The sequence below is a fragment of the Janthinobacterium breve genome, assembly GCF_051380895.1.
Taxonomy (GTDB): Bacteria; Pseudomonadota; Gammaproteobacteria; order Burkholderiales; family Burkholderiaceae_D; genus Janthinobacterium.
The window spans coordinates 66,300-92,446 of record NZ_JBNYXY010000007.1 but is presented as its reverse complement, the minus strand read 5'-3'; the positions used below and the strand labels follow the sequence as shown (position 1 = coordinate 92,446).

The following is a 26,147-nucleotide window of genomic DNA, read 5'->3' as shown; positions in this document are numbered from 1 at the left end:
TTTGTTATTCTGTGAGGCTGTTGGCGACGAGCGGCAATTGCATGCCGCCATTTTGAATTTGCAGCGTCGGCGCAGACGTGCCGAATCCGGTGCTGGTATTGAGCAAGCGGGTGCCGGCCGTTTCCTGCGCAGGCCCGGCTCGGTTAGTGCCAGCGTCGGTCTGCTGCACCAGCAGCGTGGAAGACAGGTTCAATACCTGCGGCTGCGCCGAGGCTTGCGGCGGCAACACGGACGACTGCACCTGCGTTACCGTGTTCTGAATCTGCTGCATCTGCGTGCTGCTCACGCCTGGCGTGGTGGGCACGACGACAGGCGCGGCCGTAATGCTGGCGACTGCGCGCGATTGTCCGGCAATGGTGTAATTGCCAATATCGGCTCCGCCATAGACGCTGCTCAGATTAACCGTCTTGCCGGCACCGGCGGCCGCGTCAGAGAACAGGCCGGTCGAGGTTATCGTAATCACATCCGAACCCAACTTGCCCGCCAGCGTGGCATTGCCGGCATTGACCGTGGCCGCCGTGCTGCCGTCATACACTTTATCGGCTGCAGTGATGCCACTGACCGTCATCGATGCCGGTGTGATGCTGGCGGTCAGCACCTTGCGATCGGCGATAGTGTAGTTGCCCGCATCGCTACCGGCCAGTGCGTAGCCACTGACAGTCACTGATTTATTTTTACCCACATTTTTATCGGCAAAGGTGGCGGTTTGCGTACCACCGAGCGAGACGCTGTCGCTCCCCATGACACCAGAAAGACTGGCGGAGCCGGCCAATGCAGCCGTGGTCGTCGCATCGTAGACCTTGTCCGTGGCAATCAGGCCCGTCAGTGACAGATCGGCTTTGCGTATGCTGGCGGTCAGGCCCGTCGGCTGCCTGACGACGTAATTGCCGGCATCGGCTCCCGTCAGGATGTAGCCAGACACGGCAACAGCTTTATTCGCGCCCGCATCCTTGCTGGAAAATTGGCCGACACCCTGGCCTCCCAGGCTGACATTGTCCTCTGCGAAGATGCCGGAGTAAGCCACATGCGCGGCATTCAGGCTGGCCGTGGTCGTCGCATCATAGGTTTTATCGGCAGCGCTGATGCCCGACACCACCAGCTCAGCCTTGCTGATCGTCGCCGTCAAGCCGGACGGCTGCGTGACGACGTAGTTGCCGGCGTCCAGCCCACTCAGGCTGAAACCGGAGACGCTGACCGTCTTGTTCGCGCCCGCATCCTTGCTGGCAAAGCTGCCAACTCCTTGCCCGCCCAGGCTGACGTTGTCCCCGGCGATCATGCCCGAGTAAGCCACATTCGTGGTATTCAAGCCCGCCGTCGTCGTCGCATCGTAGGTTTTATCCACGGCGTTGATGCCGGTCAGGGTGATGCCCTTGGCGGTCACCGTATAGCTACTGCCAGCCGTGCCCAGCACATTGTAGTTACCCGACAGACCGCCATTGCCGCTGCTGCCCAGGACGAGGCCGGCGGCGCTGCCCAGCGCCGTGCCGGCTTGTACATTCTTGCTGGTAAGATTGGACGCATCTCCGGCGCCGCTGACGCTGAAGGTTTCTCCGGCCACGCCCGTGGCCGTCAGCGAGCCGCCCGCCACCGCGGTGTTACCGTCATAAGTCTTGCCGCCGGACAGGATCAGATCGGCCTTGTGGATGGTGGCCGTCACGCTGGACGGCTGCACCACGTTGTAGTTGGCCGCGTCGCTGCCCGTCAGCGCATAGCCGGTGACGGCGACGCTCTTGCCGCTGCCGGCATTGGCGTCGGCAAAGCTGCCGCTGCCAACGCCAACGACGGACACGTTGTCGCTGAGCAGGCCGCTCACTGCGGCCGTGCCGCTCAAGGTCGCGCCGGTGCCCGCATCATAGGTTTTATTCCCGGCGCTGATGCCCGACACCACCAGCTCAGCCTTGCTGATCGTCGCCGTCAAGCCGGTCGGCTGCGTGACGACGTAGTTCCCGGCGTCCAGCCCACTCAGGCTGAAACCGGAGACGCTGACCGATTTATTTGCGCCCGCATCCTTGCTGGCAAAGCTGCCGACACCCTGGCCGCCCAGGCTGACGTTGTCACCGGCGATCATGCCCGAGTAAGCCACATTCGCGGTATTGAGCGTCGCCGTGGTCGTCGCGTCGTAGGTTTTATCGACGACGCCGATGCCGGTCAGGGTGATGCCCTTGGCGGTCACCGTATAACTGCTGCCGGCCGTGCCCAGCACATTGTAGTTGCTTGACAAGCCGCCATTGCCGCTGCTGCCCAGGACGAGGCCGGTTGCACTGCCCAGCGCCGTGCCGGCTTGCACATTCTTGCTGGCAAGATTGGACGCATCGCCGGCGCCGCTGACGCTGAAGGTTTGTCCGGCCACGCCTGTGGCCGTCAGCGTGGCGCCCGCCACCGCAGTGTTGCCGTCATAAGTCTTGCCGCCGGACAGGATCAGATCGGCCTTGTGGATGGTGGCCGTCACGCTGGACGGCTGCACCACGTTGTAGTTGGCCGCATCGCTGCCCGTCAGCGCATAGCCGCTGACGGCGACGCTCTTGCCGCTGCCGGCGTTGGCGTCGGCAAAGCTGCCGCTACCCGTGCCGACGACGGAGACGTTGTCACTGAGCAAGGCGGTAACACTGGCGCTGCCGCTCAAGGTCGCGCCGGTGCCCGCATCATAGGTTTTATTCCCGGCGCTGATGCCCGACACCACCAGCTCAGCCTTGCTGATCGTCGCCGTCAAGCCGGACGGTTGCGTGACGACGTAGTTGCCGGCGTCCAAGCCGCCCAGGCTGAAACCGGAGACGCTGACCGATTTATTTGCGCCCGCATCCTTGCTGGCAAAGCTGCCGACACCCTGCCCGCCCAGGCTGACATCGTCCCCGGCGATCATGCCCGAGTACCCCACATTCGCGGTATTGAGCGTCGCCGTCGTCGTCGCGTCGTAGGTTTTATCCACGGCGCCGATGCCGGTCAGGGTGATGCCCTTGGCGGTCACCGTATAACTGCTGCCAGCCGTGCCCAGCACATTGTAGTTGCTGGATAAGCCGCCATTGCCGCTGCTGCCCAGGACCAGGCCGGTTGCACTGCCCAGCGCCGTGCCGGCTTGCACATTCTTGCTGGCAAGATTGGACGCATCGCCGGAACCGGTAACGCTGAAGGTCTGTCCGGCCACGCCTGTGGCCGTCAGCGTGGCGCCCGCCACTGCAGTGTTGCCATCATAGGTCTTGCCGCCCGACAGGAGCAGATCGGCCTTATGGATGGTGGCCGTCACGCTGGACGGCTGCACCACGTTGTAGTTGGCCGCGTCGCTGCCCGTCAGCGCATAGCCGCTGACGGCAACGCTCTTGCCGCTGCCGGCGTTAGCGTCGGCAAAACTGCCGCTGCCCGTGCCGACAACGGATACGTTGTCGCTGAGCAAGCCGCTCACTGCGGCCGTGCCGCTCAAGGTCGCGCTGGTGCCCGCGTCATAGGTTTTATTCACGGCGCTGATGCCCGATACCAGCAGGTCAGCCTTGCTGATCGTCGCCGTCAGGCCGGACGGTTGCGTGACAACGTAATTGCCGGCGTCCAAGCCGCCCAGGCTGAAGCCGGAGACGCTGACCGTCTTGTTCGCGCCCGCATCCTTGCTGGCAAAGCTGCCGACACCCTGGCCGCCCAGGCTGACATTGTCCCCGGCGATCATGCCCGAGTAAGCCACGTTCGTCGTATTCAGGGTGGCTGTCGTCGTCGCGTCGTAGGTTTTATCCACGGCGCCGATGCCGGTCAGGGTGATGCCCTTGGCGGTCACCGTATAACTGCTGCCGGCCGTGCCCAGCACATTGTAGTTGCTGGACAAGCCGCCGTTGCCGCTGCTGCCCAGGACGAGGCCGGTTGCGCTGCCCAGCGCCGTGCCGGCTTGCACATTCTTGCTGGCAAGATTGGACGCATCGCCGGAACCGGTAACGCTGAAGGTCTGTCCGGCCACGCCTGTGGCCGTCAGCGTGGCGCCCGCCACCGCAGTGTTGCCGTCATAAGTCTTGCCGCCGGACAGGATCAGATCGGCCTTGTGGATGGTGGCCGTCACGCTGGACGGCTGCACCACGTTGTAGTTGGCCGCATCGCTGCCCGTTAGCGCATAGCCGCTGACGGCGACGCTCTTGCCGCTGCCGGCGTTGGCGTCGGCAAAGCTGCCGCTGCCCGTGCCGACGACGGACACGTTGTCGCTGAGCAAGGCGGTAACACTGGCGCTGCCGCTCAAGGTCGCACCGGTGCCCGCATCATAGGTTTTATTGCCGGCGCTGATGCCCGATACCAGCAGGTCAGCCTTGCTGATCGTCGCCGTCAGGCCGGACGGTTGCGTGACGACGTAGTTGCCGGCGTCCAAGCCGCCCAGGCTGAAACCGGAGACGCTGACCGTCTTGTTCGCGCCCGCATCCTTGCTGGCAAAGCTGCCGACACCCTGGCCGCCCAGGCTGACGTTGTCCCCGGCGATCATGCCCGAGTAAGCCACATTCGCCGTATTGAGAGTCGCCGTCGTCGTGGCATCGTAGGTTTTATCCACGGCGCCGATGCCGGTCAGAGTGATGCCCTTGGCGGTCACCGTATAGCTGCTGCCGGCCGTGCCCAGCACATTGTAGTTGCTGGACAAGCCGCCATTGCCGCTGCCGCCCAGGACGAGGCCGGCTGCGCTGCCCAGCGCCGTGCCGGCTTGTACATTCTTGCTGGCAAGATTGGACGCATCGCCGGCGCCGCCGACGCTGAAGGTTTGTCCGGCCACGCCCGTGGCCGTCAGCGAGCCGCCCGCCACCGCAGTGTTGCCGTCATAAGTCTTGCCGCCGGACAGGATCAGATCGGCCTTGTGGATGGTCGCGGTCAGACCGGTGGGCTGGGTCAATAGGTAGTTGCCAGCATCGCTGCCGCTCAGGCCAAAGCCGGTGACGGTGACGGCCTTGCTGGCGCCGGCATTGGCATCGGCGAAAGTGGCCGTACCGCCGCTCAGCGAGACGCTGTCGCCGCTGACGATGCCAGAGGCGACATTGGCGCCGCCAGAGAGCGTGGCCGTGGTGGTGCCGTCATAGGTTTTGTTGTCAGCCGCCACGCCACTGGCACTGATGGTCTTGGCGGTGATAGTGGCGGTCTTGCTGTCGAGACCATTGATATAGTAGTTGTTGCCGCCATAGTTGATGGCGGCGCTCCCTTCGGCGGTAGTGCTGCTGGACGCGCCGCTACCGGTGACGGTGACGCCGCTGATGGTCACGGTTTTGCCTGTCCCGGCGTTCTTGTCGGAAAAATTAGCCTGCGCACCGCTACTATTGAGCGTCAATCCGGCTGGCATGGACAACAAGGAAGTCAGCCCCGATATGCTGGCCGTCGTGTTGCCATCGTAAGTTTTTGACGCAACCGAGCCAGTCGTATTGATGGCCATATAGGTCTTTAGCTGACTGGCGTTATTGACGTAGATATAGGGGCTAAAGTCCGTCGGCGTGCCATAGCTATCCGGGTTGTAATAGATAGCGAGGGTGCTTGCACTACCGTTGAGGTAAATGAAATTTTGAGAAGGATCTTCAAAAAGAAGCGTACCGACACCCTTGGCAGTATTGTCTGTCTTCAGTACGACGTTCCCGGGGCCGCTGGCGATGATACCTCCGCCAAAATCGCCAGTCCCTTCCTTATAAGGTACATTGTTGGTTAATTTAAACAAGATATTGCGATAGGCGCTCAGCGTAAGCGTCGTGTTGTTGCTCCAATTGGCACCGATGTTTGTCTGCTTGTCATAGTCAATACCAGCACCTATTCTATCAAGCACCACAATATCGCCATTGCCAGACCCGCTAGGGGTACATGTGATACCAGTGCAGCTGGCCTTGGATGCACCAGTCTTGATCGTCACATTGCCATTATTGAGCGCAGCCACCAGGACGCGCTCGTCGACATTGACACCGTAGGAATTGCCCCAGATACTGAGATTGCCGATCGTAATATCATCCGGGTCCAGCAGCCAGTCTCCCGCCTTGCCATGGGGCGCGGCCGTACTGACAGCGGCACTTTCCTTGATATTCAAAACCTTGCCGGAAGTCTCCACTTGCCCGCCATTGCCGGCAGTGCTGCCGCCGCGCGCCGTGATGCTGCCGTTGAACTGCGTGCTACCGTCCGACCAGACCGCGACATTGCCGCCATTGCCGCTGGTGATGGCATCGGCCTTGATCGAGGCGCCAGCGTCGACCGTGGTCGTGTGCGCGCGTTGCTCGCTGCCGCTACCGAGGAAATTGCCGCCGACCAGCGCCGTGCCGCCGCCATCGCCAGACACATCAATCGCGCTGCCTGCCGCCAGCTTGACTGTGCCGCCGAGCACCTTCACGCTGCCGCCTCTTGCGCCGCCGCTACCGGAAGCATCAAGCGTGCCGCTATTGGTCGCGGTGCCGGCACTGCCCGCTGCCAGCACAATCGAGCCGTTGACATTCTGCACGCTGCGCGCCTGAACGATGCCCGTGTTATTGATCACGCTGGCCAGCACCGCATCCCTGGCGCCAGCCGAAAGCCATACCGCGCCACCGTCGGCCTTGATGAGGCCGCCATTTTCGGCCAGGTTGTTCAAGGTGCTCTGCTTGACCTCCAAATTGACCAGGCTATCGCCGGAAAACGCCAACGTGACGTCGCTGCCCGCGCCCAGCGCCACCGCACCCGCTGCAGCATTAATGCTGCCCTGATTACTGACCGTATTGCCGATAAAGGCAACATAGCCGCCATGGGCCGCATTGATCGTGCCCTGGTTGATGATGCTGCCCGTGCCGCTGCCGCTGAAATGGCGCATCGCGCCGTTTATATCGGCATCGCTGATATCAAGCGTGGAGGCAACCAGGCCTCCCACGTTGATGTGCGATCCTGCACCAAACAGCACGCCATTCGGATTGATCAGGTAAACCTGGCCGTTGGCATTGAGCTGGCCAAAGAACTGGGTGCCATTCGTGTCGCTGATACGGTTCACTGCAATGGCGCTGGCCGACGGCTGGACGAAATTGACGGTCTCCTGGCTGCCGGTGTTGAAAGACGTCCAATTCAATGACAGGTTCTGGCTAGCTTGCGTCACCGTGGTAGTGGCACCGTTCTGGCTGATGGAGCCGTTGCCGGCGGTCACCTGGCCGCCTGTCGGCCCCGCCATGGCAAGCTGCGTCACGGCCAGCAAGGCACTGGCGACGAGTGTGCGACTCTTTGTTTTACCCTTGCCCTTGGTGCGTTCCGGGACGATTACCCAAGCTTGGTGCACATGGCTCCAGATGAGTCGATAAATTCTGTTCATGGAGGCATGGCGCATGATGGTTTTCTCTGGTAGACGGTTCGAGGCGCAGATGGCACGCCGCTTGTTGTATGGAGGTTAATTGGCAGAAACTCTGCCCAGATGCTCGGCAACCCGGCGGTCAAGCGCAGGCTTCCACTCTGTTGGCATCACTTGATTGACCAGTTGAGCAATACGCTCGATCTGGGCCAGTTCTGCCGCATTGTTCGTGCTGGCTTTGGCAGCGCTGTTCCACATATATAGCGTTGCGAGGTTGACCGGCGTCAGCGCACCGGTAGCCAGGTCCGGCGCGCTGTTGGCATACAGAATGGCCAACGGCAAATAGGCCGGCGCATAGCCTTCGGCGGCCGCGTGTTCCAGCCATGACAAGGCCAGCGCCGGATTGGCATCGCCACCCTCGCCCTGTGCCAGCATCACGCCCAGGCGAAATTGCGCCAGATGGTCGCGGTTTTCCGCAGCCTGCTGATACCAGTGACGCGCGGCCGCCAGATTCTGCGGCACTTCGGTGCCATCCTTGTAATAGTCGGCGATGCGCAGCATGGCCGGTGCCGAGCCTGCCTGCGCCGCTTGCGCGCACAGTCCCAGGCCGTGCTCGACGTCCTTGCCGACGACTTGCCCCCGGATGTACAGTTGACCGGCCGAACAGAGCGCATACACGATGCCCGCTTGCGCCGCCTTGCGGTACCACGCTTCGGCCGCCTTGCCGTCGGCCGGCCGCCCGACACCAGCGGCCAGGCAATCGCCAAAAAACTGTTGCGCGGCCGGGATGTTGCCCTGCGCAGCCTTGCCGAACCAGCCACAGGCGGCTGCCGGATTGCGTGCACGCCCCCACCCTTCGCGTTCGATCAATCCCAGATTGAATTGCGCCAAAGGATTGTGCGCGGCGACGCGCGCATACTCCTTGTAGGCGAGCGCATAATCCTGTCCAGTCAGTGCCTTGTCGGCACGCTTCAGCTCGGCGCTCAGGTCGCGCGGCGCGGCACTGGCCTGTAGCGTGACAAGCAACAGCGCGCCCATTGCTGCAACAGCGGGGGTAGGCAAATTAAATACTCCAGATAAAGTCATCAACGGTGGCATGCCCATCGACAATGCCACCGGTCCAGGCAGGTTCAGATCGTCGGCGACGAGGCTTAGAGCCTGTCTCAGTAGTGAGCGTCTTCTGCTGGCAGTTCATCAGGGGCGCGGACCAGGCGTGAGGAGGACGCATGGCGAGCCATGCGACGACGAGGCAAGTCATGTATGACGGCCCGTCCCCGTTCCTGATGAGCGCCAGCAGGGGATGTATTCATCTACTGGGATAGGCTCTTAGTCCCGGCTTGGATACATGCCGTTGGTGGCCGCGATGTAATACGTCAATGCAAGATAAGTCGGCCTGTTCTCAATTGCCGCGCCACTCCCGACGATATCCGTCTTGCCAGTGGCCGTTGCGGCGCCGCCCACGGTTCCGACCACCGTGCCACCATTCAGTGTCACGGTGGTCGTGGTGGCAGGAATCGTGACCGAAACGGTGCCACCGCTGATGGCGCCGGCATTCAACGTCGCATCCGGTGTTGCAGAGGAATAAACGTACGACGCGGGAGTGCTTGCCTTGCCCAGATAGTTACCCGACGGAGTTCCTTGTCCATTAGTGCCATTGACTACATTCATTTTCAGGTCTGCTACCGTACCGGTAGCAACGGCACTGGCAACGCTTGCGATGCCGCTCATCGCCGGCAAGACCGTGCTGACCGTGACACTTTTCACATCAACGGGAATTGCGGTCAGCGTGAACAAATGAGGTGGCAACTGCGCAATCGTCAGGTTAACGGCATCTTTACCTCCCGCGGCGCCTGTCAGGTAATTCGCACCGTCGGCAGCGACCATGAACCTGCCGCGCAGGTCAGGCAGCTTGAAGACGGTCGTGCCATTGCCACCGTAAGTAATGCCGATCAGGGAATATAGTGCAGGATTGGCATTGATATACATCTCCTGGCCGGCAGCCAGCACATACTGCCGATTGAAACTGCCGAAATTGAATGGGACTGCCATGATGCAGATACTCGCGAGGATGGGGCTATCAGAACAGGCAAAACTGCTGGGTGTCCAGGCTGCCGATACGATGCCGGCGATCAGTGCGGCGCGCGAGAAGTGCTTCTTGACTACAGATTTCATTTCTATTTCCCCTTGATGTGAAGCGAATGTCTTATGTGATGCGTAAACGTTCTGCATTGCCAGTGTCACTTTGACGTCATCGATGCGCCTGCCCCTCACTAACCGCTAGCCGCTAGCCGCCAGCGCCCGGATGAAGAATTTTTTCCAGTATCTTGACAATCGCCGCAATCCGCTGCGTGGCATCGTTGAATTCGATGACGCCAGGAACAGTGGGGCCATGTCCAACAGCAGGAAAATCCGCACCGAGAATCTCGGAGATATACGCCTTGACATGCTGGTTCCCTGCCATGGTCAGATACGCTGCAGCCGTTGCAGGGGCAGACCCTGGCGACGCGCCTGAAAATTGTGCGCTCGGCAGCGCGGCATACAGTGTTTTCGAGGCGGCCGAATCAGCCAATGCAGCCAGCACCACGCCATAAATCTGTTCCGGCAGTTTTACCCCGCCTTCGGCATCGGAGTTGCCATAAATGGTCAACAATTGAAGAAGGGTGCTCAGGCTCCAGGCATGCGGCACAATATCGTACTGATTGCGGATCAAGCTATTCCAGCTCTGCCAGGGTTTCTCTCCAGCAGCCTTGCGCGGAAAGGCATGGGCAAACCGCCTGGAAAAGCTGCCATTTCCAGGCGATGCTCCGGCCGTCGGATAAACCTGTACCCGTTCAAATGCCGACAATGCGCCGTGTTCCTTCAGGTACAAGGCAAACGTCGGGGCCAGAGCGCCGGCAAGGCTATGCCCGGTAAAGACGATGCGCGCGCCCTCGTTGACCGTGCCATTGAGCTGTCGAATAAATGCGGACAGACTGGTCTTTCCATGGGCCGGATCTGTTGGCGTCAGCGCTGCAATATGTGCCACGCCAGTCGCCGTGCCTTTGGAAATGACCGGCATGAGAGCATCGTGTGAAACGACCGTGGCAGACGGCACTGCGGGATGGTATTGCGTCCAGTTGACGGTAGAAGACACTGTAAAATCTTCCACGATCCAGTCATAGCCGGATATCAAATTGGTGGCGGAAATGGCAACCACATGGGTTGGTGCCGTTGTCCCATCCTCAAACGTGACTGCCGGATTGTAGAAAACAAGCGCCGCATTTTGCGCCACCCTGGACTCTGCTCCGCGCCACACGGCTGGCCCCCAGACGATTTGCCAGCCGTCCCCCAGCCCCGCCGTGACCACCGGCAGGGGCAATGTCGCCTGTATATTCGTCGCAAGCTGGGCTTCCAGCGGGTCGCCATGCGTGCCCGGGATATAACGTTCTTTTGCTATATAGTCAGAAGCCAGATTCGACAATAACGACAGGGCAAACGTCTGCTGGAAAACATCAAAATTTGCTGACATGATCTCTTTCTTTGCCTAAGACTTACTTGAATAAGGCTGTATGCCTGCAAGTAAAAGCCTTAGATTTTTTAAAGGGAGGTTTTACATACCGGGTTCAAGTTATTCTTTTGCTTTATTTCTATCGTCAGGGCGACTGGCATTGTTATTTCTGGTAAATGGAAGAGGAAAACCGGATTGAAAAATGGGATATCTGCTTGAATAATGCATTTTCTTTACTCCCCCATTTTCTTGCTAGTACTCCAGGCTGCTTAGTATAGTGAGTGACTTACTTAAATAACAAACCACCAATACCCACCGGAAGTGACCAATTGTGACGATCCTTATCTTCCTTATCTTCTTGTTACTGTCTGCCCATGCGACGATCTTCATCGCACGCAGGTCACGCATGCCATCTCCGGCATCCAACAAAAGCCCGGCTGATGCAATGGCGTGCTCTATGGCGAGGAGTGGTGGCATTAAAGTTCGGCGACATAGCTAAAGTGCGTTAATACATTGATGTAGATCAATCAATTTTCGAATCGCATGCAGCAGAATATGATCATTCGCAAGTCTCCGTTGTCCAAGCTATGGCACAGCGCCTGGCAGGCGCAGCACGACGCATGACCAACTTCATAAGGAATAATATGACTCCCACTACAATGAAAGCCGCAGTTGTCGAGCAACTGGGCCAGCCCCTGGTGCTGCGCGAAGTTCCCGTGCCGGTTCCCGGCCCTGGCCAGATCCTGGTCAGGACGGAGGCTTGCGGCGTGTGTCACACTGACTTGCATGCGGCGCGCGGGGACTGGCCTGTCAAGCCGACGCCGCCGTTCATTCCCGGCCACGAGGGCATCGGACTGGTGGTGGCCATGGGCACGGGCGTGACCGAGGTGCAGCTGGGCGACAGGGTCGGCGTGCCCTGGCTCTACTCGGCTTGCGGCCATTGCGAACATTGCCTGGCAGCCTGGGAAACCGTGTGCGCCGAGGCGCAGTTCGGCGGCTACACCAAGAATGGCGGTTTCGCCGAATACATCCTGGCCGACCCGCGCTACGTCGCGCATATTCCCGCGGGTCTTTCCGCCGTGCAGGCCGCGCCCATCATCTGCGCCGGCGTGACCAGTTACAAAGGCATCAAGGAAACGGGGGCGCGGCCTGGCCAGTGGCTGGCCGTGTCCGGCATCGGCGGACTGGGCCACCTGGCCGTCGAATATGCGCTGGCCATGGGCTTGCGCGTGGCGGCCGTCGACATCGATGAAGGCAAGCTGGAGCACGCGCGCGCCCTGGGCGCCGAAGTGACCATCAATGCCCGCCAGGGCGATCCCGTTGCGGCCCTGCGTGTAGCGACCGGTGGCGGTGCGCACGGCGTGCTGATCACGGCGCCGTCGCTCGACGCCTTCCAGCAAGGCGTGGCGATGACGCGCAAGCGCGGCACCTGCGTGCTGGTGGGCTTGCCGCCGGGCGACTTCCCGACGCCGCTGTTCGACGTCGTCGCCAATTGCGTGACCATACGCGGCTCCTTCGTCGGCACCCGCCAGGACATGGCCGAGGCGCTCGCCTTTGCCGCCAATGGCAAGGTCAAGGCCGGCATCGAATTGCAGCCGCTGTCGGCCATCAATGAGATCTTCAGCCGCCTGGAGCATGGCAAGGTTGCCTCGCGCGTCGTGCTTGATTTCAGCAATAACTGATCAATACTCAAGCCAGGCGGTGTATCCGTGCGACGGCAAGAAATTGCCGTTGCTATGATGTCCTATCATAAAGGACACTCCGATGAAAACCTCGCGCTTTCCCTCCCTCTCTCGCCTGCTGGCCTGCGCCACCCTCGCCTGGCCGCTTGCTGCCAGCGCGGCCGACCAGTCCGCGCCGTCCCTGCCCGGACACTATTACCTGCAAGGCGTCATGGAGACGGGCTCCGAACTGCTGCTGAAAAACGACGGCACCTTCGAATGGATGCTCAGTTACGGCAATACCGACCAGCAAGCCAGCGGCGCATGGAGTGTTGCCGGGGACACGGTCACCCTGGTGACGGGTAACGACGGCAAGGAGCCGCAGTTTCGCGTGTTCGAGGAAGCGGAAATGCGCATCCAGAAACCTGCCGAAGCGGGCCTGTGGGTGGCCATCGTCGGCTTTCCCCGGCTGGGGCCGATGGCCGGCGTGGAAGTGAAGTTCGAAGCGCAAAGCGGCAAGACGGCCACGGCCGTCAGCGTGGCGAACGGCGACGCCATCGTCCACATGCCGGCGTCGGAACGCTGGGTACGCGCCGGCTTGCGCCGCCAGGGTGCGCAGGCCGACTATCAATGGCTGGCCGTGCCGCCCGCGCGCGCGCAGGAACGCATCGCCGCGTTCGCCGTCACAGACAGCCAGTGGCTGCGGGGTCAGGCGTTCCAGAAGCTGGCCTTGCGCGTCGTCAAGGGTGGCTTGCAAGTGGACGATACGGACAGCAGCCTGGCCAGGGGCCTGTACGCGAAACCGGCATCGAAGCAATGGCCTTCCTCCCCCTCGTTCCATTTCCCAGGCACGCTGCCCTGGTCAAGAATATTGGCCAGGGCAGCGCTGTTTGCGTCCACGCGCAGCCGTGCGCCGTTGACACCCTGCACCGTCTGTCCTATAGTCGCCGGGTTAACAAGAAATGAGAATGAGAATCATGTTCATTAAAATGAAAAAGTGGCTCGTATGCTACCCGCTCTTGGCCGCTGGCTTGTTGCTGGCCAGCGGCGCGCAGGCGCAAGTGGCCGATCCTGGCGCCGGCGCCAAGCAGTTGTGGCAATTGATCGATTACGTTGCCGTCGATTACAGCGGCGCCGTCGAGCACGGTAAAGTGGTCAGCGAGGCGGAATACGCGGAAATGCTCGACTTCACGGACAACGCGACGACGCAGATCGCCGCCCTGCCCGCCCACGCTTCGAAGGCAGCCATTGCCGCCGCCATCGCCGACCTGCGCGCGGCCGTCGTCGCCAAGGCGGACAGCGTGGAAGTCAAGCGCCTGGCGCACCACGCGAACGGCTTGCTGATTGCCGCGTATCCGATTCCCGTGGCGCCGAAAGTATTGCCCAACCTGGCGCGCGGCGCGGCCCTGTATGCGGCCCAGTGCGCTTCTTGCCACGGCGTGGCCGGTGGCGGCGACGGTCCGCTGGCGGCCAGCCTGGAACAGAAACCGATCGCCTTCACGGATGGCGAGCGGGCACAGTCGCGCAGCCTGATGGCGCTGTACCAGGTCATTTCGCAAGGCGTGGCCGGCACTTCGATGGCCAGTTTTGGCCAGCTGTCCGACAACGAGCGCTGGGATCTGGCTTTCTATATTGGCGGCATGTCGCACGACGCGGCGGCGCGCGCGCACGGTGAAAAGCTGTGGCAAGACGATGCACGGGCCAAGAAGCTGTACGCGGATCTGGCTGCCGTGACGACCCTGACACAGGAAGCGGCGGCAGCCAAGCTGGGCGCGGACGAGGCGCAAGCCCTGACGGCGTACTTGCGCAGCCATCCCGACAAAGCCGAGGCGCACAAGCCGGCGGGCCTGGCCCTGTCGCGTTTGCGTCTGGCGGAAAGCCTGGCCGCCGTGCACGCGGGCGACCGCGCGGCCGCTACGCGCCTGGGCCTGTCGGCCTACCTGGACGGTTTCGAGCCGATCGAGCCTATGGTCGGCGCGCGCAACAAATCCCTGCTGCTGGCCGTGGAAAACGCCATGCTGGCCTACCGTTCCGCCGTTGCCAAGGGCACGGTAGCCGACGCCGAGGCGGCGGGCGAAAAGCTGCAACAACTGTTTAGCCATGTGGAAGCGGAGCTGGGCGACGCCAAGGCCGAGCCGATGACGACCTTTATCGGCGCCCTGACGATCTTGCTGCGCGAAGGCGTGGAAGCGCTGCTGATCGTGATCGGCATCATCGCCTTCCTGCGCAAGGCCAAGCGCAACGATGTGCTGCCGTATGTGCACGGCGGTTGGATCAGCGCGCTGGTGGCGGGCGGCCTGACGTGGGTGGCAGCGACTTATTTGGTCACCATCAGCGGCGCCAGCCGGGAAGTCAGTGAAGGGCTCGGTTCCGTGTTTGCGGCCCTGGTCCTGCTCAGCGTGGGCTTGTGGATGCACCAGAAGAGCAGCGCCGGACGCTGGCAGGAATACCTGCACGAGAAACTCACGGCGGCGATGACGCGCCGCTCCGCCTGGGGGCTGTTCGCCCTGGCCTTCATCGCCGTCTACCGCGAAGTCTTTGAAACCGTGCTGTTCTATTCCGCCTTGGCGGCGGACGGCAATGGCGGCGCCCTGCTGGGCGGCTTCCTGGTGGCCATCGTGCTGCTGGTCGTGATCGCCTGGGCCTTGCTGCGCACCAGCGCCCGCATGCCGATCGGCAAGTTCTTCTCGTGGACGTCCGCTTTCGTGGCCGTGCTGGCCATGATACTGATGGGTAAAGGCGTGGCCGCGCTGCAAGAAGCGGGCTGGGTCGGCGTCACCCCCGTCGATTTCATGCGTGTCGACCTGCTGGGCATTCTGCCCACGGCGGAAACCTTGCTGGCGCAGGCGGCCATCCTGGTCATCATCGTCGCCGGCTATGGCTGGAACCGCTATTCGGCAGGTAAGCACAAGCCGGCCTGAGCTTGAAACGCGCCACTTGAAACGCGCCGGCACGGGCGTTTCCGCCCTCCCCCAATAGCTCAGCAGCTATTGGGGAATTTTTCATTGCAGCAACAGTGCAGCAAATTAGCGCTCCATGTCGTCTGACGCCTTCGTGTTGCTGTGCACTTTTATTCCTGCCAGCCAGGTTTCCTCCACCACGATGTCGCGTAGCTTGCGCACGCTCTCGTCCAGCGGGTCTTGCGCAAGAATCACCAGGTCGGCCCGCTTGCCGGCTTCCAGCGAGCCGACCAGATGATCGAGGTGGCAGTGCCAAGCGGCATCGAGCGTGACGGCACGCAATGCCGCCATCCGGCTGAGCCGCTCGTCCTGATTCAGCACCTCTTTGCCTGGCGCACCTTCCATGGTGCGAAATACCGCCTGTTCCATCATGCGCAAGGGGCCTAGTGGCGAGACGAAATGGTCCGAGTGCAAGCTGACGTGCATCCCCGCTTGCAGTGCCGACTGGCAACGGTCCAGCAACTGTGCCCGTTGCTGTCCAAAAATGGTGCGCTGGAAGGTGTGTCCCCAGTAGCCGACGTGGCCGATGAGAAAACTGGGATTTAATTGCAATTCTGCCATTTTACTGATGGCATCGTCATTCAGCAGCGATGCGTGCTCGACCCGCAGTCGCAGCTGACGCCGCTTGTGCGCCTCCTCTTCGCTGAGGCCGCCTGGCTGTGGCGTCAGCACCTGCGCGTAGCTGTCCAGCACATATTCCACCGCCTTGTCGCCATTCGCGTGGACCAGCACTGGCCAGCCGTGTGCCACCGCCTTGCCCAGCATGCGGGTGAAAAGAGGCGGCTCGTAATTGCTCAGGCCGGTGTCGGGCACGCCTGGGACGGAGTGGTCATGCGAGCAGGCATAGGGCTCGCTCTGGTAGCCCGTCAATCCCTGGTTCGAGCCATCCGCGATCAGCTTGATCGCCTTGATGCTGAAACGCTGGTCGCCGTGGCTGTCCAGATCCGGCTTGTAGTGCTGCAGCCACTTGTCCAGTGCCGCTTCTTCGGGTTTGGTGAACAGCGCGGCGCCGATACGCACGGGACCGAGGTGGGCCGCCAGTTTGAGCAGGCCCATCTCCACCTGCGGCTGCTCGGTGGCGCCCACACCGGCGTCGAATACGCTGGTAAATCCCATGGCGGAGGCGTTGCCCAGCACCCGCTTCAGGCACGCGACAAATTCCAGCAGCTTGGGCTGCGGCGCGACCAGCAGCGCCTTGGCGATGTTAATTTCGGTCAGCACGCCGGAAGGATCCGTGATACCGGCCGCCGTCAGCGCAGCGGTATTCAGATAAGCAAGGTGGCCGGAAGAGTTCATCAGCAGGATGGGCACCGTGCTGCTCAGCGGGTCCAGCTGGCTGGCGGTGATGTCTTCCCAAGGCTGCATCAGCGAAGGATCGACGCCGAAGCCCAATACCCAAGGGTTGCCTTTCTTGTCTTTCGGCAGCTTGTCCGGCTGCGCCAGCGCGGTGCGAATCTTCTGGCTGATGCTCTGGAAACTGTACTCCAGATCCAGCTCCTGTTGCTGCGGTGCCGGCTTGAAGGGCGTAAGTGACAGCCAGCTCTTGTACAAGGCGCTGGGCAGGATGTGCATATGGGGTTCGATGAAGCCAGGCAGCAAGGTGCTGCCGTCCAGGTCCACCTCGCGCGGCTGGTGCAGTTGCATGGCCTGGCGCACGTCCTGCAGCGTGCCGGTGGCAATGATGGTGCCGCCGGCCGTGCCCAGTGCCGCCACTTGCCCGCTGCCGTCGGCGGCCATGGTATGAATGACACCGTTATGGAAGATGATGGCTTGCGGCGTCAGTTTCCGGGAGTGCGGGAAGTATGTCTGCTGGAACGCCGCGTCCAGTTCACCGCTGAGTGCGGTTTCCGTCAACAGGCCGCTTGTCAGCGTAGGCAGGTGAGGCAGGTTGCAGCAGGCGCAACCGAGGTGCTCATGGCTCATGCAGATTCCTATCAGAAGTTAATGATTGACGATGAATACATTCATTATTCAGGGTTTAATATGCTCGACAACAGAATGTCGGGAAAGCGATATGCATAAACTGGCTCGCTTGTTTCCAATAACTGCTACATAGCATAACGAATTGCCAATCAAAAAAACTCTAACATTGTCACGTTAATGCGCTTAACTATGTGACTGCTCTGAATGCCTTTTCCTGCATTGATTTTCCGCAGCATTACACCATTCATCTGTTCACCATTTTGTCGCCCCCCCCTGTTTCTCTGAAGAGGACATAACACCATTTATCGGCAGGTGACAATTGAATAGTTATATTTTAAAAAATTTAACTATATTCAGTATTGCAAAGATCACAGCGGTCGCCCGAACACCGGCCGTATCAAAAGAAGCCTATCTGTCCAATGAACGCCTAGGGAAGCGCTGAACAATTCACTTTCGCGCGCGAAAGTCAGTGCGATCACTGGCTGAGTTTCGCACGCTGTGTTTTTTGATCGAATCAGATGCTGTGGTGTCTCGAATCAGCCGTTTCGCGCTGTGGCCAATTTTCGACCTCAGGGCGCAACTTGGGCGTGCGCCGTTCCGAGGAATCTGCGTGCCAGAACCAGATTGGCGAAGCCGAACAGCGTGAACAATTGGGCGTTGTTATTCCCTAGGCCGCGATAGCGCGTCTTGCGATGCTTGAACAGGCACTTCACGACATGAAAGCAATGCTCGACCTTCGCGCGCACGCTGGCTTTGGTCTTCTCGAGCTTCTCCTTGGCTCGGCCCAGTGGATTTTTTTTGAGCGTCTTGCGCACGCTCGGACGCATCGCAACGTGCCAGTCGATTGTCTTGTCCGCGTTTTCCGGACGCTTGCCAACGCCCTGGTAACCAGCGTCGCCAAGCACCGCCTTCTCGCCGCCGTGCAGCAGCGCATGCGCCTGGGTCACGTCGGCTACATTGCCTGCCGTGCCGACCAACGAGTGCACCAGGCCGGTCGCCATGTCCACGCCCACGTGAGCCTTCATGCCGAAGTGCCAGTCGTTCCCTTTCTTCGATTGGTGCATCTCGGGATCGCGCTCCTTGTCGCGATTTTTCGTCGACGGCGGCGCGGCGATCAATGTCGCGTCCACGATCGTCCCCTCGCGCATGACCAAGCCTTTCCTGGCAGGTGCATGTTGATCTCATCGAAAATCCGGCGCGTCAGATTGTGCTTCTCCAGCAGTCGACGGAACTTCAACAACGTCGTCGCGTCCGGTGCCGATTCGTTCGTGAGATCGATGCCGACGAAGCCTCGAATGGACTGGCTGTCCTAGATCGCATCTTCGATTCCCTCGTCCGACAAACCGAAGCACCGCTGCGCGATGTACATGCGCAGCATGCGCTCCAGGCCCGTCGGTGGACGGCCGCGGCCATCGCCCTTCGGGTAATACGGCAGCAGCGCCGCTACCAGCGGCGGCCACGGCGTCACCGCCTCGATCTCGGCCAGAAATCGGTCTCGGCGAGTCTGCTTCTTCTTGTGGATGAACTCTGCGTCGGAGAACGTGGTTTGCTTCATGGCTGTCAGGAAGGCATCGAAGACGTCATTGTGCCAGTTCAGGATGTCGGGCGGGCCGCTGCCAGTTCAAATCAATGCTTCCCTGGATACTCAACTATTCGGGCACATTCGCCCCTGTTCTGGAGGACCGCCCATAAGCTTATTCAGCTATGATGTTGTTCATCCGAACTCAAGCGAACAACGTCATGCTTGAACCCACGCCCGAAACTATCAGTGCGCTTGCCGAACACTATCTTCCCGTGTCGCCAACTGCCCCCTACATCGGGCCAAGCAAGGTGACCCTGGTGACCATCCAGTTTGAACTCACCGCGGACCTGCCGGTTGCGGTCCGCAAATGGGAGCAGTTGGGCTTTGTGCGGGTCAACCCGTGCGGTGAGACATCGCTAGCCGACAACGTGGATCGGAGCGGCTTTCCCTTCGAGGCGGCAGCCATTGGCGCATCTGTCGTTGTGTCTACGGCTTGGCCGGCTCCGCCGCAAGCCGTCTATCTGGCGCCCGCCTCGTCACAGGCACGAGAGGCAGGCCGGACCGTGCGAGGCTATGGAAGCACGACGTTCGAAATTAGTGCGCCGCCCCCGGTTGTAACTTCCCATCTCGAACCGGAGACATGTGAAGCCGCGCGAATTCTGCTAGACCACACGCAGGATTTGCAAGCCACCGTGGAGAAATGGGGAAACGCGGGATTCGTGAGGCTGGGCGCCGCCGATGCGGTCATGAGAAACGATTTGATGGGCTTTTCGTACATCGTCGCTTACACGGCCCTCGCGGTGGGGGCAACGCTGGTCGCCTTCCAGGGAACGCCGGCGAAGCAGCGCAGGATCCGGCGCCTGGATAACGGGCATATCGACATGGATGCCGCACATGCGGATCCGCCGGTACAGATGTCCCCGCGCGGGTCGTCGGTGATCCAGGCCGTCTTCCTCGCGCCCACCTCAATCGACGCAAGGGCAAGGGCCGAAGCGGCATTGACCTGTAGCCACGTGCCGACCAACCCTTGAAACGATCAAATCGGCTGAACCGCCTCTGCCAGTGCCTGGGCGTCGCCCAACCAGCATTGTTCCGTCGTGCAGGTAGATAGATGGGCAGTGATTAAATCAGCGGTTCCCTAGCGCAACGCAAAAACGAGCGCGGTGGCGGGTGGTCCGGGCAATACCGTATTCAATAATAATGAAAAGCGCCTGCCCGCCGCCGGCAAGGACGAGGTTTATTATGAATACTATTTGGGTATCGGCGGCGACGGCGGGGCGGGTTCGCATCGTGCGGTATTGCTTGTGCAGACTGCGGCGGGCAAACGCAAGTTGGTGGAACGCTACTATACGCAGGACCACTATACGTCCTTCTGCAGCCTGAAGAACTAGCTGTTCTTTTTCCAATTCAAGCGGCGCCGAAACCAGTGCTCACGGCGGCGCATCGCGCGCATCTACGTAAGCCCACGCCTGCATGCCCGAGGCCAGGGTGACGCGCTCGCGCCGGTAGGCGGCCACCTCGTAGCCGTCCGCCTGCCGCAATTCGTCCGCCGAAATGGCCAGCACGGCGCCCGGCACGCAATCGGTCGGCGCGCCGCTGCGCGAGGCGATCGGATGGTGCGTCTTGCCGCTGGTCGCCACCACCTGCGCGTCATCGATGGCCAGCAGCGCCAGGCGGTAGCCGGGCAATTGGTCGGGCCGGCTGTCGAGCAAGCGCTCGAAGGTGGCCAGTTGCACATCGGCCTGCTGTAAGGTGCCGTAGGAAAATAGCTGTTCTGGCGTTTCCGCTGTAAAAGATGTCATTGCCGCTCCTTGTCGTTCCTTATTCCACCTACCCCAGCCAGTCATGAAACCAGTCCATGGCTAACGCGATGGCGCTGAAATCGGGCCATCACATTATTCACCTGCACCGTGGCGCAGGTCAATCGTGTGAAGGCGTATCGCGTGCACGATGCTGAAAATTGCGATATGATGACCGTCATGCAGAACTCATCCAACAACTCAGCTGCCAAACCCGCGGCGCAAAGCCGCAAGGAAGCCACCCATGAACGCATCGTCGAGGTGGCCACGCGCGCCATCCGCCGCAGCGGCTATGCGGGCACGGGCGTGGCCGACATCATGAAGGAGGCGGGCCTGACGCACGGCGGCTTTTATGCGCACTTCGCTTCGCGCGACGCCCTGCTGGCCGAAGCGGGCGACCGCGCGGGCGCCGAAGCGGTGGCGCTGGCGGCCAGGGTGGCGGCCGCCGCCCCGCCCGGCCAGGCGCTGCAAGCCATGCTGGCGGCGTATCTGTCGCCCGAACACATCGCCGCCATCGAACTGGGCTGCCCCGTGTCGGCGCTGGGTTCGGAAATGCCGCGCCAGGCGCCCGAAGTGCGGCGCGCCGCCACCATCCACATCAAGGAAATGATCGACCTGTTCGCGCGCCAGTTGCCCAACTGGGGCCAGCCCGAAGCGCACGCGCAAGCCATGGCCATGGTGTGCGCCATGATCGGCACCACCATCTTGGCGCGCGCCGTCGACGAACCTGCCCTGTCGGATGCGCTATGCGCGGCCACCCTGACGCAGTTTCAAGCGCCCGGCTAGCCGCACCGCCCGTGGCGTTGGTCCGCTTCGGGCTTTTTTTTCAACAAATATATGATGATCGTCATATTTTATTTCCCAAGCTGTCAATCACTGAAGGAACTGCCATGAAAAACCACAAGATTGCCCTGGTCACCGGCGCCTCGTCCGGCATCGGCGCCGCCACGGCCCGGCGCCTGGCGCAAGCCGGCTATACGGTGTACGGCACCAGCCGCCGTGGCGACCAAGCGGCCGGGCTCGGCTATGCGATGCTGGCGCTCGACGTCACCAGCGATGCCTCGGTGGCGGCGGCCGTCGCTGCCGTCATGCAGGCGGAGGGCCGCATCGACCTGCTGGTGAATAACGCCGGTTTCGGCGTGGCCCCGGCGGGCGCAGAGGAAAGCAGCATTGCCCAGGCGCAAGCCATCTTTGACACGAATTTTTTCGGCGTCGTGCGCATGACCTTGGCCGTGCTGCCGCACATGCGGGACCAGGGCGGCGGGCGCATCCTCAATATCGGTTCCGTCGTGGGCTTCCTGCCCATGCCCTACGGCGCACTGTATTCCGCCACCAAGCACGCCATCGAAGGTTATACGGAATCGCTCGACCATGAAGTGCGCAGCTGGGGCATCCGCGCCAGCGTCATCGAGCCGGCCTATACGAAAACCACGTTCGAAGCCAATTTGCTGGCGCCCGATACCCCGCAGGGCGCCTACCAGCAGGTGCGCACGGCCGTCATGCGCCGGCTGCAGGAACTCATGGCCGGCGCCGATGACCCTGGCGTGGTGGCCGACACCGTCCTGGCGGCAGCGCAGGCACGCCAGCCGAGATTGCGCTACACGGCCGGCCCGCTGGCCGGGCGTTTGCGCCTGATGCGCCGTTTCATGCCTGCCGCGCTGATGGACGCAGGTTTGCGCAAGGATCTGCGCCTGGCTTGAATGCCAGCGCCTTTTTCCCCTTCAACGAGAATATCATGCAAGCATTGCAACTCAAACAATACGGCGGCCCCGATCACATCGCGTTTGCCGAACTGCCCCGCCCCGCGCCCGGTCCCGGCGAACTGCTGGTGCAGGTGCACGCCGTGGGACTGAATCCCATCGATTATCTGATTCCCAGGGGCGACTTCAAGCCCATATTGAAACTGCGCTTGCCGGCCACCTTGGGCAGCGACGTCGCCGGCATCGTCGTGGCCGTGGGCAGCGCCGTCACGCGCTTCAAGGTGGGCGACGCCGTGTATGCGAGTATTTTCGACACGCCATACGGCAGCCTGGCCGAATTTGCCGTCGTGCCCGAGCCTGCGGCCGCCATGAAGCCCGCCAACCTCGATTTCGTTCAAGCGGCGTCGATTCCCATGGTGGGCCTGACGGCGTGGCAAGCCATGCATGAGCGCATGCACCTCAAACCGGGCCAGAAAGTGTTCATTCCAGCCGGTTCCGGCGGCATCGGCACGTTTGCCATCCAGCTGGCCAAACACCTGGGCGCCCGCGTGGGCACCACCACCAGCACGGCCAATGTCGAACTGGTGCGCGGCCTGGGCGCCGATGAGGTGGTCGACTACAAGCAACAGCCTTTCGAGCAGGTGCTGCGCGATTACGACGCCGTGCTGGGCACGGTGCGCGGCGACGGGCTGGAAAAGGCCTTGCGCATCGTCAAGCCCGGCAGCCATGTCGTCTCGCTGATCGGCCCGCCGGACGCCGCTTTCGCCCGCGCGCGCGGCATGAACCTCGTGCTGAAACTGGTGTTTGGTTTGCTCAGCCGCAAGATCATCGGCCTGGCGAAGCGGCGCGGCGCGGACTATGCCTTCCACTTCGTGCGCCCCGACGGCAGCCAGCTGGCGCAGATCGCCGGCCTGCTGGAAGCGGGAAGCATCCGCCCCGTGATCGACAAGGTGTTTCCTTTTCTTGAGGCAAAACAGGCGCTTGCTTACCTGGCGCAGGGGCGCGCGCGCGGCAAGGTGGTGGTGCAGTTGCCCGTCAATGCAATCACATCTGCCGGAAATGGTGCAGATAGCTGCGGCTGACGGGCAAGGTGTCGCTGCTGCCCCGCAACTGCAGCTGCGCCGTTTCATTCACGCCCCGCGTAACGGCACCGACATACGCCAGGTTGACGATAACGGAACGGTGCGTCTGCACGAAGCGGCCGGGGTCCAGTTGCTCGCCAAGTTCCTTGATGCTGGTGCGTATCAGGGCCTCGCCCTCTTCCCATGCCACCAGCGTGTATTTCTCTTCGGCACGCAGATAGCGCACTTGCTCGACGGGAATCAGGCGCACGCTGCTGCCCACAGACGCCTTGATCCATTGCAGCCAGGCAGGCGGCGCGGCGCGCTGGCTCAGCCTGCTGGCCAGCTGGTCAAGCATGGCGTCCAGCCCGTTGCCGGCCGCCAGCGGACTGGCGAGCCGCTCTTGCAAGCGCTGCACCGTATCGGCCAGGCGAAGCGGATCGACGGGTTTGACCAGGTAATCGATGGCGCCCTGCTCGAACGCCTGCAAGGCATACTGGTCATACGCGGTGACGAACACCAGGTGCGCGCGGCGGGCCAGCGCGCGCGCCGTGGCGATGCCATCCATGCCCGGCATGCGGATGTCAAGAAAGACAATGTCGGGTTGATGCAGCTCAAACAGTTCCAGCGCTTCGGCGCCATTGCGCGCATCGCCGATGACGCGCAACTGGGGCCACAAGGTGGCCAGATGGCTGCGCAGGCGCTCGCGCAGCAGCGGTTCGTCGTCGGCGATCAGGGCGGTCGTCATGTTCAACGCGTGTCTCCAGGAAGGATGAAATGCAGCTCGGCGCGCACGCCCTGCGGCGCGACGGCATGCAGTTCGAGGCGGGCGCCGGGGCCATACACGGCCAGCAGGCGGCTGCGCACATTGCTCAGGCCGGTGCCCGGCTGCGCCGTCTCCACCATGCCCACGCCCGTGTCGCTGACCCAGACGCGCACCTTGCCGCTGGCAGGCTCCACTTCCGTGCCCACATCGATGCGCCCGCCTGCCACGCCGGGATCGATGCCATGGCGCACGGCGTTTTCCACCAGTGTCAACAGCGCCATCGGCGGAAAGCGCAAGGCGGCCGCCTGCACGCAGCCGGCGACGGAAAATTGCAGGCGGTCCGGCATCCGCATCTGCATCAGTGCAAGGTAGGCGCGCACCAGCTGCAGTTCCTGCTCCAGGGTGGCGGCCCCGTCGTTCAGGCGCGGCATGGCGGCGCGCAGATAGGCGATCAGCTGGCGCAGCACGGGCCCCGCCTGCGGCGAGCCGGTCGCCACCAGCGCTTCGACATTGGCCAGGGTGTTAAACAGGAAATGCGGCTCGATCTGCGCCTGCAGCAGGCGCAGGCGCGCGTCCAGCAATTCGCGCTGCAACGAACTGTTGACCAGCTCGGCCTGCAGGCGGTCAGCCCGTTCGCGCTCGCGCCGTTCGCTGCGCATGGCCAGCAGAGCAAACGACACGCCAAAGACGATGGCCAGGAATACCATCAGGAAGTGGCCGACGAGGGTTTGCGTTTGCGCAAGGTAGGTAAAGAACTGGCTGCGCTGCGTGGCCAGCGCCGTCACGAAGGCGGCCACGGGCGCCATCAGCACCACGGCGCCCACTCTTGCCGCCGCCAGGGACAGCCGGCGTGGACGCAGGGCGCCTGCCGCCGAATACGCCAGCAGCAAGGCGGCACCGATAAAACCGATACGCCCGAACACGCCCAGGTAAGAAGTCCCGCTAAGCAGGTGCAGCAGCCACGACAGCAACAAGGTGAAGACCGTCACGACGAGCGCCTGCCGCGCGCTGGGCAGGAGCGCGGCGTAGCGGCGGGTGGTGGCGGGCGCAGAGGTCATGGCATCACCATACCCGCGATACGCCCGCCGTTCAAGCCCTGAAAACCGCCGTTCGTCGCACCGGCGGCGCCTGATCGCGCCCACGCTGGAGGCGCGCGCCTATCTTGATGGCTGCACAACACTGTCAGGAGACACGCCATGCCATCCGCAATTTCAGCAATTTCCGCTTCCGCGCCGCACCGGGCCGCATCGACGCCGCGGGCCGGTGCGGCGCTGTCAGCCGCCGCCACATTCTGGTTCGCGGCCACCGTCATCGGCCAGCTGGTGTTTGCCGCTTACATCGTGGTCCTGTACGGTGGGCATGGCCTGCACGGCAACTTCCAGCGCTGGAACGCGGTCATGTCGCACGGCCACGTGCCCGGCGATGGCGTGGGCAACCTGGCCACCGGCATCCACCTGCTGCTGGCGGCCGTCATCATGCTGGGCGGCGCCCTGCAACTGCTGCCGCAGCTGCGCCGCATCGCTCCCCGCGTGCACCGGTGGAACGGGCGCGTGTACCTGGCCGGCGCCGTACTCGCCGCGCTGTCAGGCATCTACATGTTGTGGTGGCGCGGCGCCGTCGGCGACGTGGTGCAGCACATCGGCACCAGCCTCAATGCCGTGCTGGTGCTGCTGTTCGCGGGCCTGGCCCTGCGCCGCGCCTTGCAGCGCGATATTGCCGCGCACCGGCGCTGGGCACTGCGGCTGTTCCTGGCGGTCAGCGGCGTGTGGTTCTTCCGTGTCGGCCTGATGTTCTGGCTGGCCGTCAACGGCGGCCCGGCCGGTTTCGATCCGACTACCTTCACGGGACCGGCCCTCAGCTTACTGGCGTTTGCCCAGTATCTGCTACCGCTGGCCGTGCTGGAGGGATATTTGCGCAGCCGCGACGGCGGCAGCGCGGTAGCCAGCTGGACGATGGCGGCGCTGCTGTCGCTCCTGACAGTGGCAATGGTCGCGGGCATCGCCGTCGCCAGCATGGGCATGTGGTTGCCGCGCATGCATGGTTGAG

At 62.3% G+C, this 26,147-nt stretch carries 17 protein-coding genes and 1 pseudogene; 9 read left to right on the top strand and 9 right to left on the bottom strand.

Annotated features, from left to right (window positions below; genetic code table 11):
• Positions 1-4 precede the first annotated feature (4 nt).
• From ACQ4W0_RS14885 to ACQ4W0_RS14870, 4 genes are all read right to left on the bottom strand, one after another.
• A complete protein-coding gene (locus tag ACQ4W0_RS14885) occupies positions 5-7,246 on the bottom strand; it encodes a YDG domain-containing protein (RefSeq protein ID WP_436577419.1) in 7,242 nt (2,413 codons plus the stop codon).
• Between the two features lie 75 nt (positions 7,247-7,321).
• The gene (locus tag ACQ4W0_RS14880) at positions 7,322-8,284 is read right to left on the bottom strand and encodes a tetratricopeptide repeat protein (RefSeq protein ID WP_436577418.1); all 963 of its coding nucleotides are present in this window, start codon (positions 8,282-8,284) and stop codon (positions 7,322-7,324) included.
• A gap of 264 nt (positions 8,285-8,548) precedes the next feature.
• Positions 8,549-9,394: a phage tail protein gene (locus ACQ4W0_RS14875; RefSeq protein WP_436577417.1), complete on the bottom strand. Its 846-nt coding sequence runs from the start codon at positions 9,392-9,394 to the stop codon at positions 8,549-8,551.
• A gap of 112 nt (positions 9,395-9,506) precedes the next feature.
• Positions 9,507-10,730 carry a lipase family protein gene (locus ACQ4W0_RS14870; protein ID WP_436577416.1) on the bottom strand — a complete coding sequence of 408 codons (1,224 nt, stop codon included), beginning with the start codon at positions 10,728-10,730 and terminating at the stop codon, positions 9,507-9,509.
• A 623-nt stretch (positions 10,731-11,353) separates the two neighbouring features.
• On the opposite strand from ACQ4W0_RS14870, the gene ACQ4W0_RS14865 reads away from it, so the two are divergent.
• The 3 genes from ACQ4W0_RS14865 (at position 11,354) to ACQ4W0_RS14855 (ending at position 15,291) form a co-directional block, all read left to right on the top strand.
• The gene (locus tag ACQ4W0_RS14865) at positions 11,354-12,391 is read left to right on the top strand and encodes a zinc-dependent alcohol dehydrogenase (protein ID WP_436577415.1); all 1,038 of its coding nucleotides are present in this window, start codon (positions 11,354-11,356) and stop codon (positions 12,389-12,391) included.
• A gap of 82 nt (positions 12,392-12,473) precedes the next feature.
• The gene (locus tag ACQ4W0_RS14860) at positions 12,474-13,358 is read left to right on the top strand and encodes a hypothetical protein (RefSeq protein ID WP_436577414.1); all 885 of its coding nucleotides are present in this window, start codon (positions 12,474-12,476) and stop codon (positions 13,356-13,358) included.
• Position 13,359: 1 nt separating this feature from the next.
• Entirely contained in the window at positions 13,360-15,291 is a 1,932-nt protein-coding gene (locus tag ACQ4W0_RS14855) for an FTR1 family protein (RefSeq protein WP_436577413.1), read from the top strand.
• A 105-nt stretch (positions 15,292-15,396) separates the two neighbouring features.
• Here ACQ4W0_RS14855 and ACQ4W0_RS14850 read toward each other — a convergent pair whose 3' ends face one another.
• A complete protein-coding gene (locus ACQ4W0_RS14850) occupies positions 15,397-17,253 on the bottom strand; it encodes an amidohydrolase (RefSeq protein ID WP_436577412.1) in 1,857 nt (618 codons plus the stop codon).
• A gap of 569 nt (positions 17,254-17,822) precedes the next feature.
• Positions 17,823-18,808, bottom strand: a pseudogene (locus tag ACQ4W0_RS14845) (IS5 family transposase).
• A gap of 149 nt (positions 18,809-18,957) precedes the next feature.
• On the opposite strand from ACQ4W0_RS14845, the gene ACQ4W0_RS14840 reads away from it, so the two are divergent.
• Both ACQ4W0_RS14840 and ACQ4W0_RS14835 read left to right on the top strand, forming a co-directional pair.
• Complete coding sequence (locus ACQ4W0_RS14840; RefSeq protein ID WP_436577411.1) at positions 18,958-19,806, top strand: hypothetical protein; 849 nt, start codon at positions 18,958-18,960, stop codon at positions 19,804-19,806.
• Between the two features lie 132 nt (positions 19,807-19,938).
• On the top strand, positions 19,939-20,166 hold the full coding sequence (locus ACQ4W0_RS14835) for a ribonuclease domain-containing protein (protein ID WP_436577410.1): 228 nt from the start codon (positions 19,939-19,941) through the stop codon (positions 20,164-20,166).
• A 39-nt stretch (positions 20,167-20,205) separates the two neighbouring features.
• Here ACQ4W0_RS14835 and ACQ4W0_RS14830 read toward each other — a convergent pair whose 3' ends face one another.
• Positions 20,206-20,577 carry a gamma-glutamylcyclotransferase family protein gene (locus ACQ4W0_RS14830; protein ID WP_436577409.1) on the bottom strand — a complete coding sequence of 124 codons (372 nt, stop codon included), beginning with the start codon at positions 20,575-20,577 and terminating at the stop codon, positions 20,206-20,208.
• A gap of 165 nt (positions 20,578-20,742) precedes the next feature.
• On the opposite strand from ACQ4W0_RS14830, the gene ACQ4W0_RS14825 reads away from it, so the two are divergent.
• The 3 genes from ACQ4W0_RS14825 to ACQ4W0_RS14815 all read left to right on the top strand — a co-directional run bounded on the left by ACQ4W0_RS14825 (position 20,743) and on the right by ACQ4W0_RS14815 (position 23,356).
• A complete protein-coding gene (locus tag ACQ4W0_RS14825; RefSeq protein ID WP_436577408.1) occupies positions 20,743-21,360 on the top strand; it encodes a TetR/AcrR family transcriptional regulator in 618 nt (205 codons plus the stop codon).
• 104 nt (positions 21,361-21,464) lie between these two features.
• A complete protein-coding gene (locus tag ACQ4W0_RS14820) occupies positions 21,465-22,274 on the top strand; it encodes an oxidoreductase (RefSeq protein ID WP_436577407.1) in 810 nt (269 codons plus the stop codon).
• A gap of 35 nt (positions 22,275-22,309) precedes the next feature.
• Positions 22,310-23,356, top strand: coding sequence for an NADP-dependent oxidoreductase (locus tag ACQ4W0_RS14815; RefSeq protein ID WP_436577406.1), 1,047 nt, complete (start codon positions 22,310-22,312; stop codon positions 23,354-23,356).
• On the opposite strand, the gene ACQ4W0_RS14810 is transcribed toward ACQ4W0_RS14815, so the two are convergent.
• Entirely contained in the window at positions 23,319-24,083 is a 765-nt protein-coding gene (locus ACQ4W0_RS14810; RefSeq protein ID WP_436577405.1) for a LytR/AlgR family response regulator transcription factor, read from the bottom strand. The genes ACQ4W0_RS14815 and ACQ4W0_RS14810 overlap by 38 nt on opposite strands.
• A 2-nt stretch (positions 24,084-24,085) precedes the next feature.
• The gene (locus ACQ4W0_RS14805) at positions 24,086-25,159 is read right to left on the bottom strand and encodes a sensor histidine kinase (RefSeq protein WP_436577404.1); all 1,074 of its coding nucleotides are present in this window, start codon (positions 25,157-25,159) and stop codon (positions 24,086-24,088) included.
• Between the two features lie 138 nt (positions 25,160-25,297).
• Between ACQ4W0_RS14805 and ACQ4W0_RS14800 the strand changes: the two genes are divergently transcribed.
• On the top strand, positions 25,298-26,146 hold the full coding sequence (locus ACQ4W0_RS14800; RefSeq protein WP_436577403.1) for a DUF2306 domain-containing protein: 849 nt from the start codon (positions 25,298-25,300) through the stop codon (positions 26,144-26,146).
• Position 26,147: the final 1 nt, after the last annotated feature.

What these genes read in the sequence shown, in the direction of transcription:
- ACQ4W0_RS14885 (WP_436577419.1), bottom strand. Translation starts at nt 7,246, where the DNA reads ATGAACAGAATTTATCGACTCATCTGGAGCCATGTGCACCAAGCTTGG.
- ACQ4W0_RS14875 (WP_436577417.1), bottom strand. Translation starts at nt 9,394, where the DNA reads ATGAAATCTGTAGTCAAGAAGCACTTCTCGCGCGCCGCACTGATCGCC.
- ACQ4W0_RS14870 (WP_436577416.1), bottom strand. Translation starts at nt 10,730, where the DNA reads ATGTCAGCAAATTTTGATGTTTTCCAGCAGACGTTTGCCCTGTCGTTA.
- ACQ4W0_RS14865 (WP_436577415.1), top strand. Translation starts at nt 11,354, where the DNA reads ATGACTCCCACTACAATGAAAGCCGCAGTTGTCGAGCAACTGGGCCAG.
- ACQ4W0_RS14860 (WP_436577414.1), top strand. Translation starts at nt 12,474, where the DNA reads ATGAAAACCTCGCGCTTTCCCTCCCTCTCTCGCCTGCTGGCCTGCGCC.
- ACQ4W0_RS14855 (WP_436577413.1), top strand. Translation starts at nt 13,360, where the DNA reads ATGAAAAAGTGGCTCGTATGCTACCCGCTCTTGGCCGCTGGCTTGTTG.
- ACQ4W0_RS14850 (WP_436577412.1), bottom strand. Translation starts at nt 17,253, where the DNA reads ATGAGCCATGAGCACCTCGGTTGCGCCTGCTGCAACCTGCCTCACCTG.
- ACQ4W0_RS14840 (WP_436577411.1), top strand. Translation starts at nt 18,958, where the DNA reads ATGATGTTGTTCATCCGAACTCAAGCGAACAACGTCATGCTTGAACCC.
- ACQ4W0_RS14830 (WP_436577409.1), bottom strand. Translation starts at nt 20,577, where the DNA reads ATGACATCTTTTACAGCGGAAACGCCAGAACAGCTATTTTCCTACGGC.
- ACQ4W0_RS14825 (WP_436577408.1), top strand. Translation starts at nt 20,743, where the DNA reads ATGATGACCGTCATGCAGAACTCATCCAACAACTCAGCTGCCAAACCC.
- ACQ4W0_RS14820 (WP_436577407.1), top strand. Translation starts at nt 21,465, where the DNA reads ATGAAAAACCACAAGATTGCCCTGGTCACCGGCGCCTCGTCCGGCATC.
- ACQ4W0_RS14815 (WP_436577406.1), top strand. Translation starts at nt 22,310, where the DNA reads ATGCAAGCATTGCAACTCAAACAATACGGCGGCCCCGATCACATCGCG.
- ACQ4W0_RS14810 (WP_436577405.1), bottom strand. Translation starts at nt 24,083, where the DNA reads ATGACGACCGCCCTGATCGCCGACGACGAACCGCTGCTGCGCGAGCGC.
- ACQ4W0_RS14805 (WP_436577404.1), bottom strand. Translation starts at nt 25,159, where the DNA reads ATGACCTCTGCGCCCGCCACCACCCGCCGCTACGCCGCGCTCCTGCCC.
- ACQ4W0_RS14800 (WP_436577403.1), top strand. Translation starts at nt 25,298, where the DNA reads ATGCCATCCGCAATTTCAGCAATTTCCGCTTCCGCGCCGCACCGGGCC.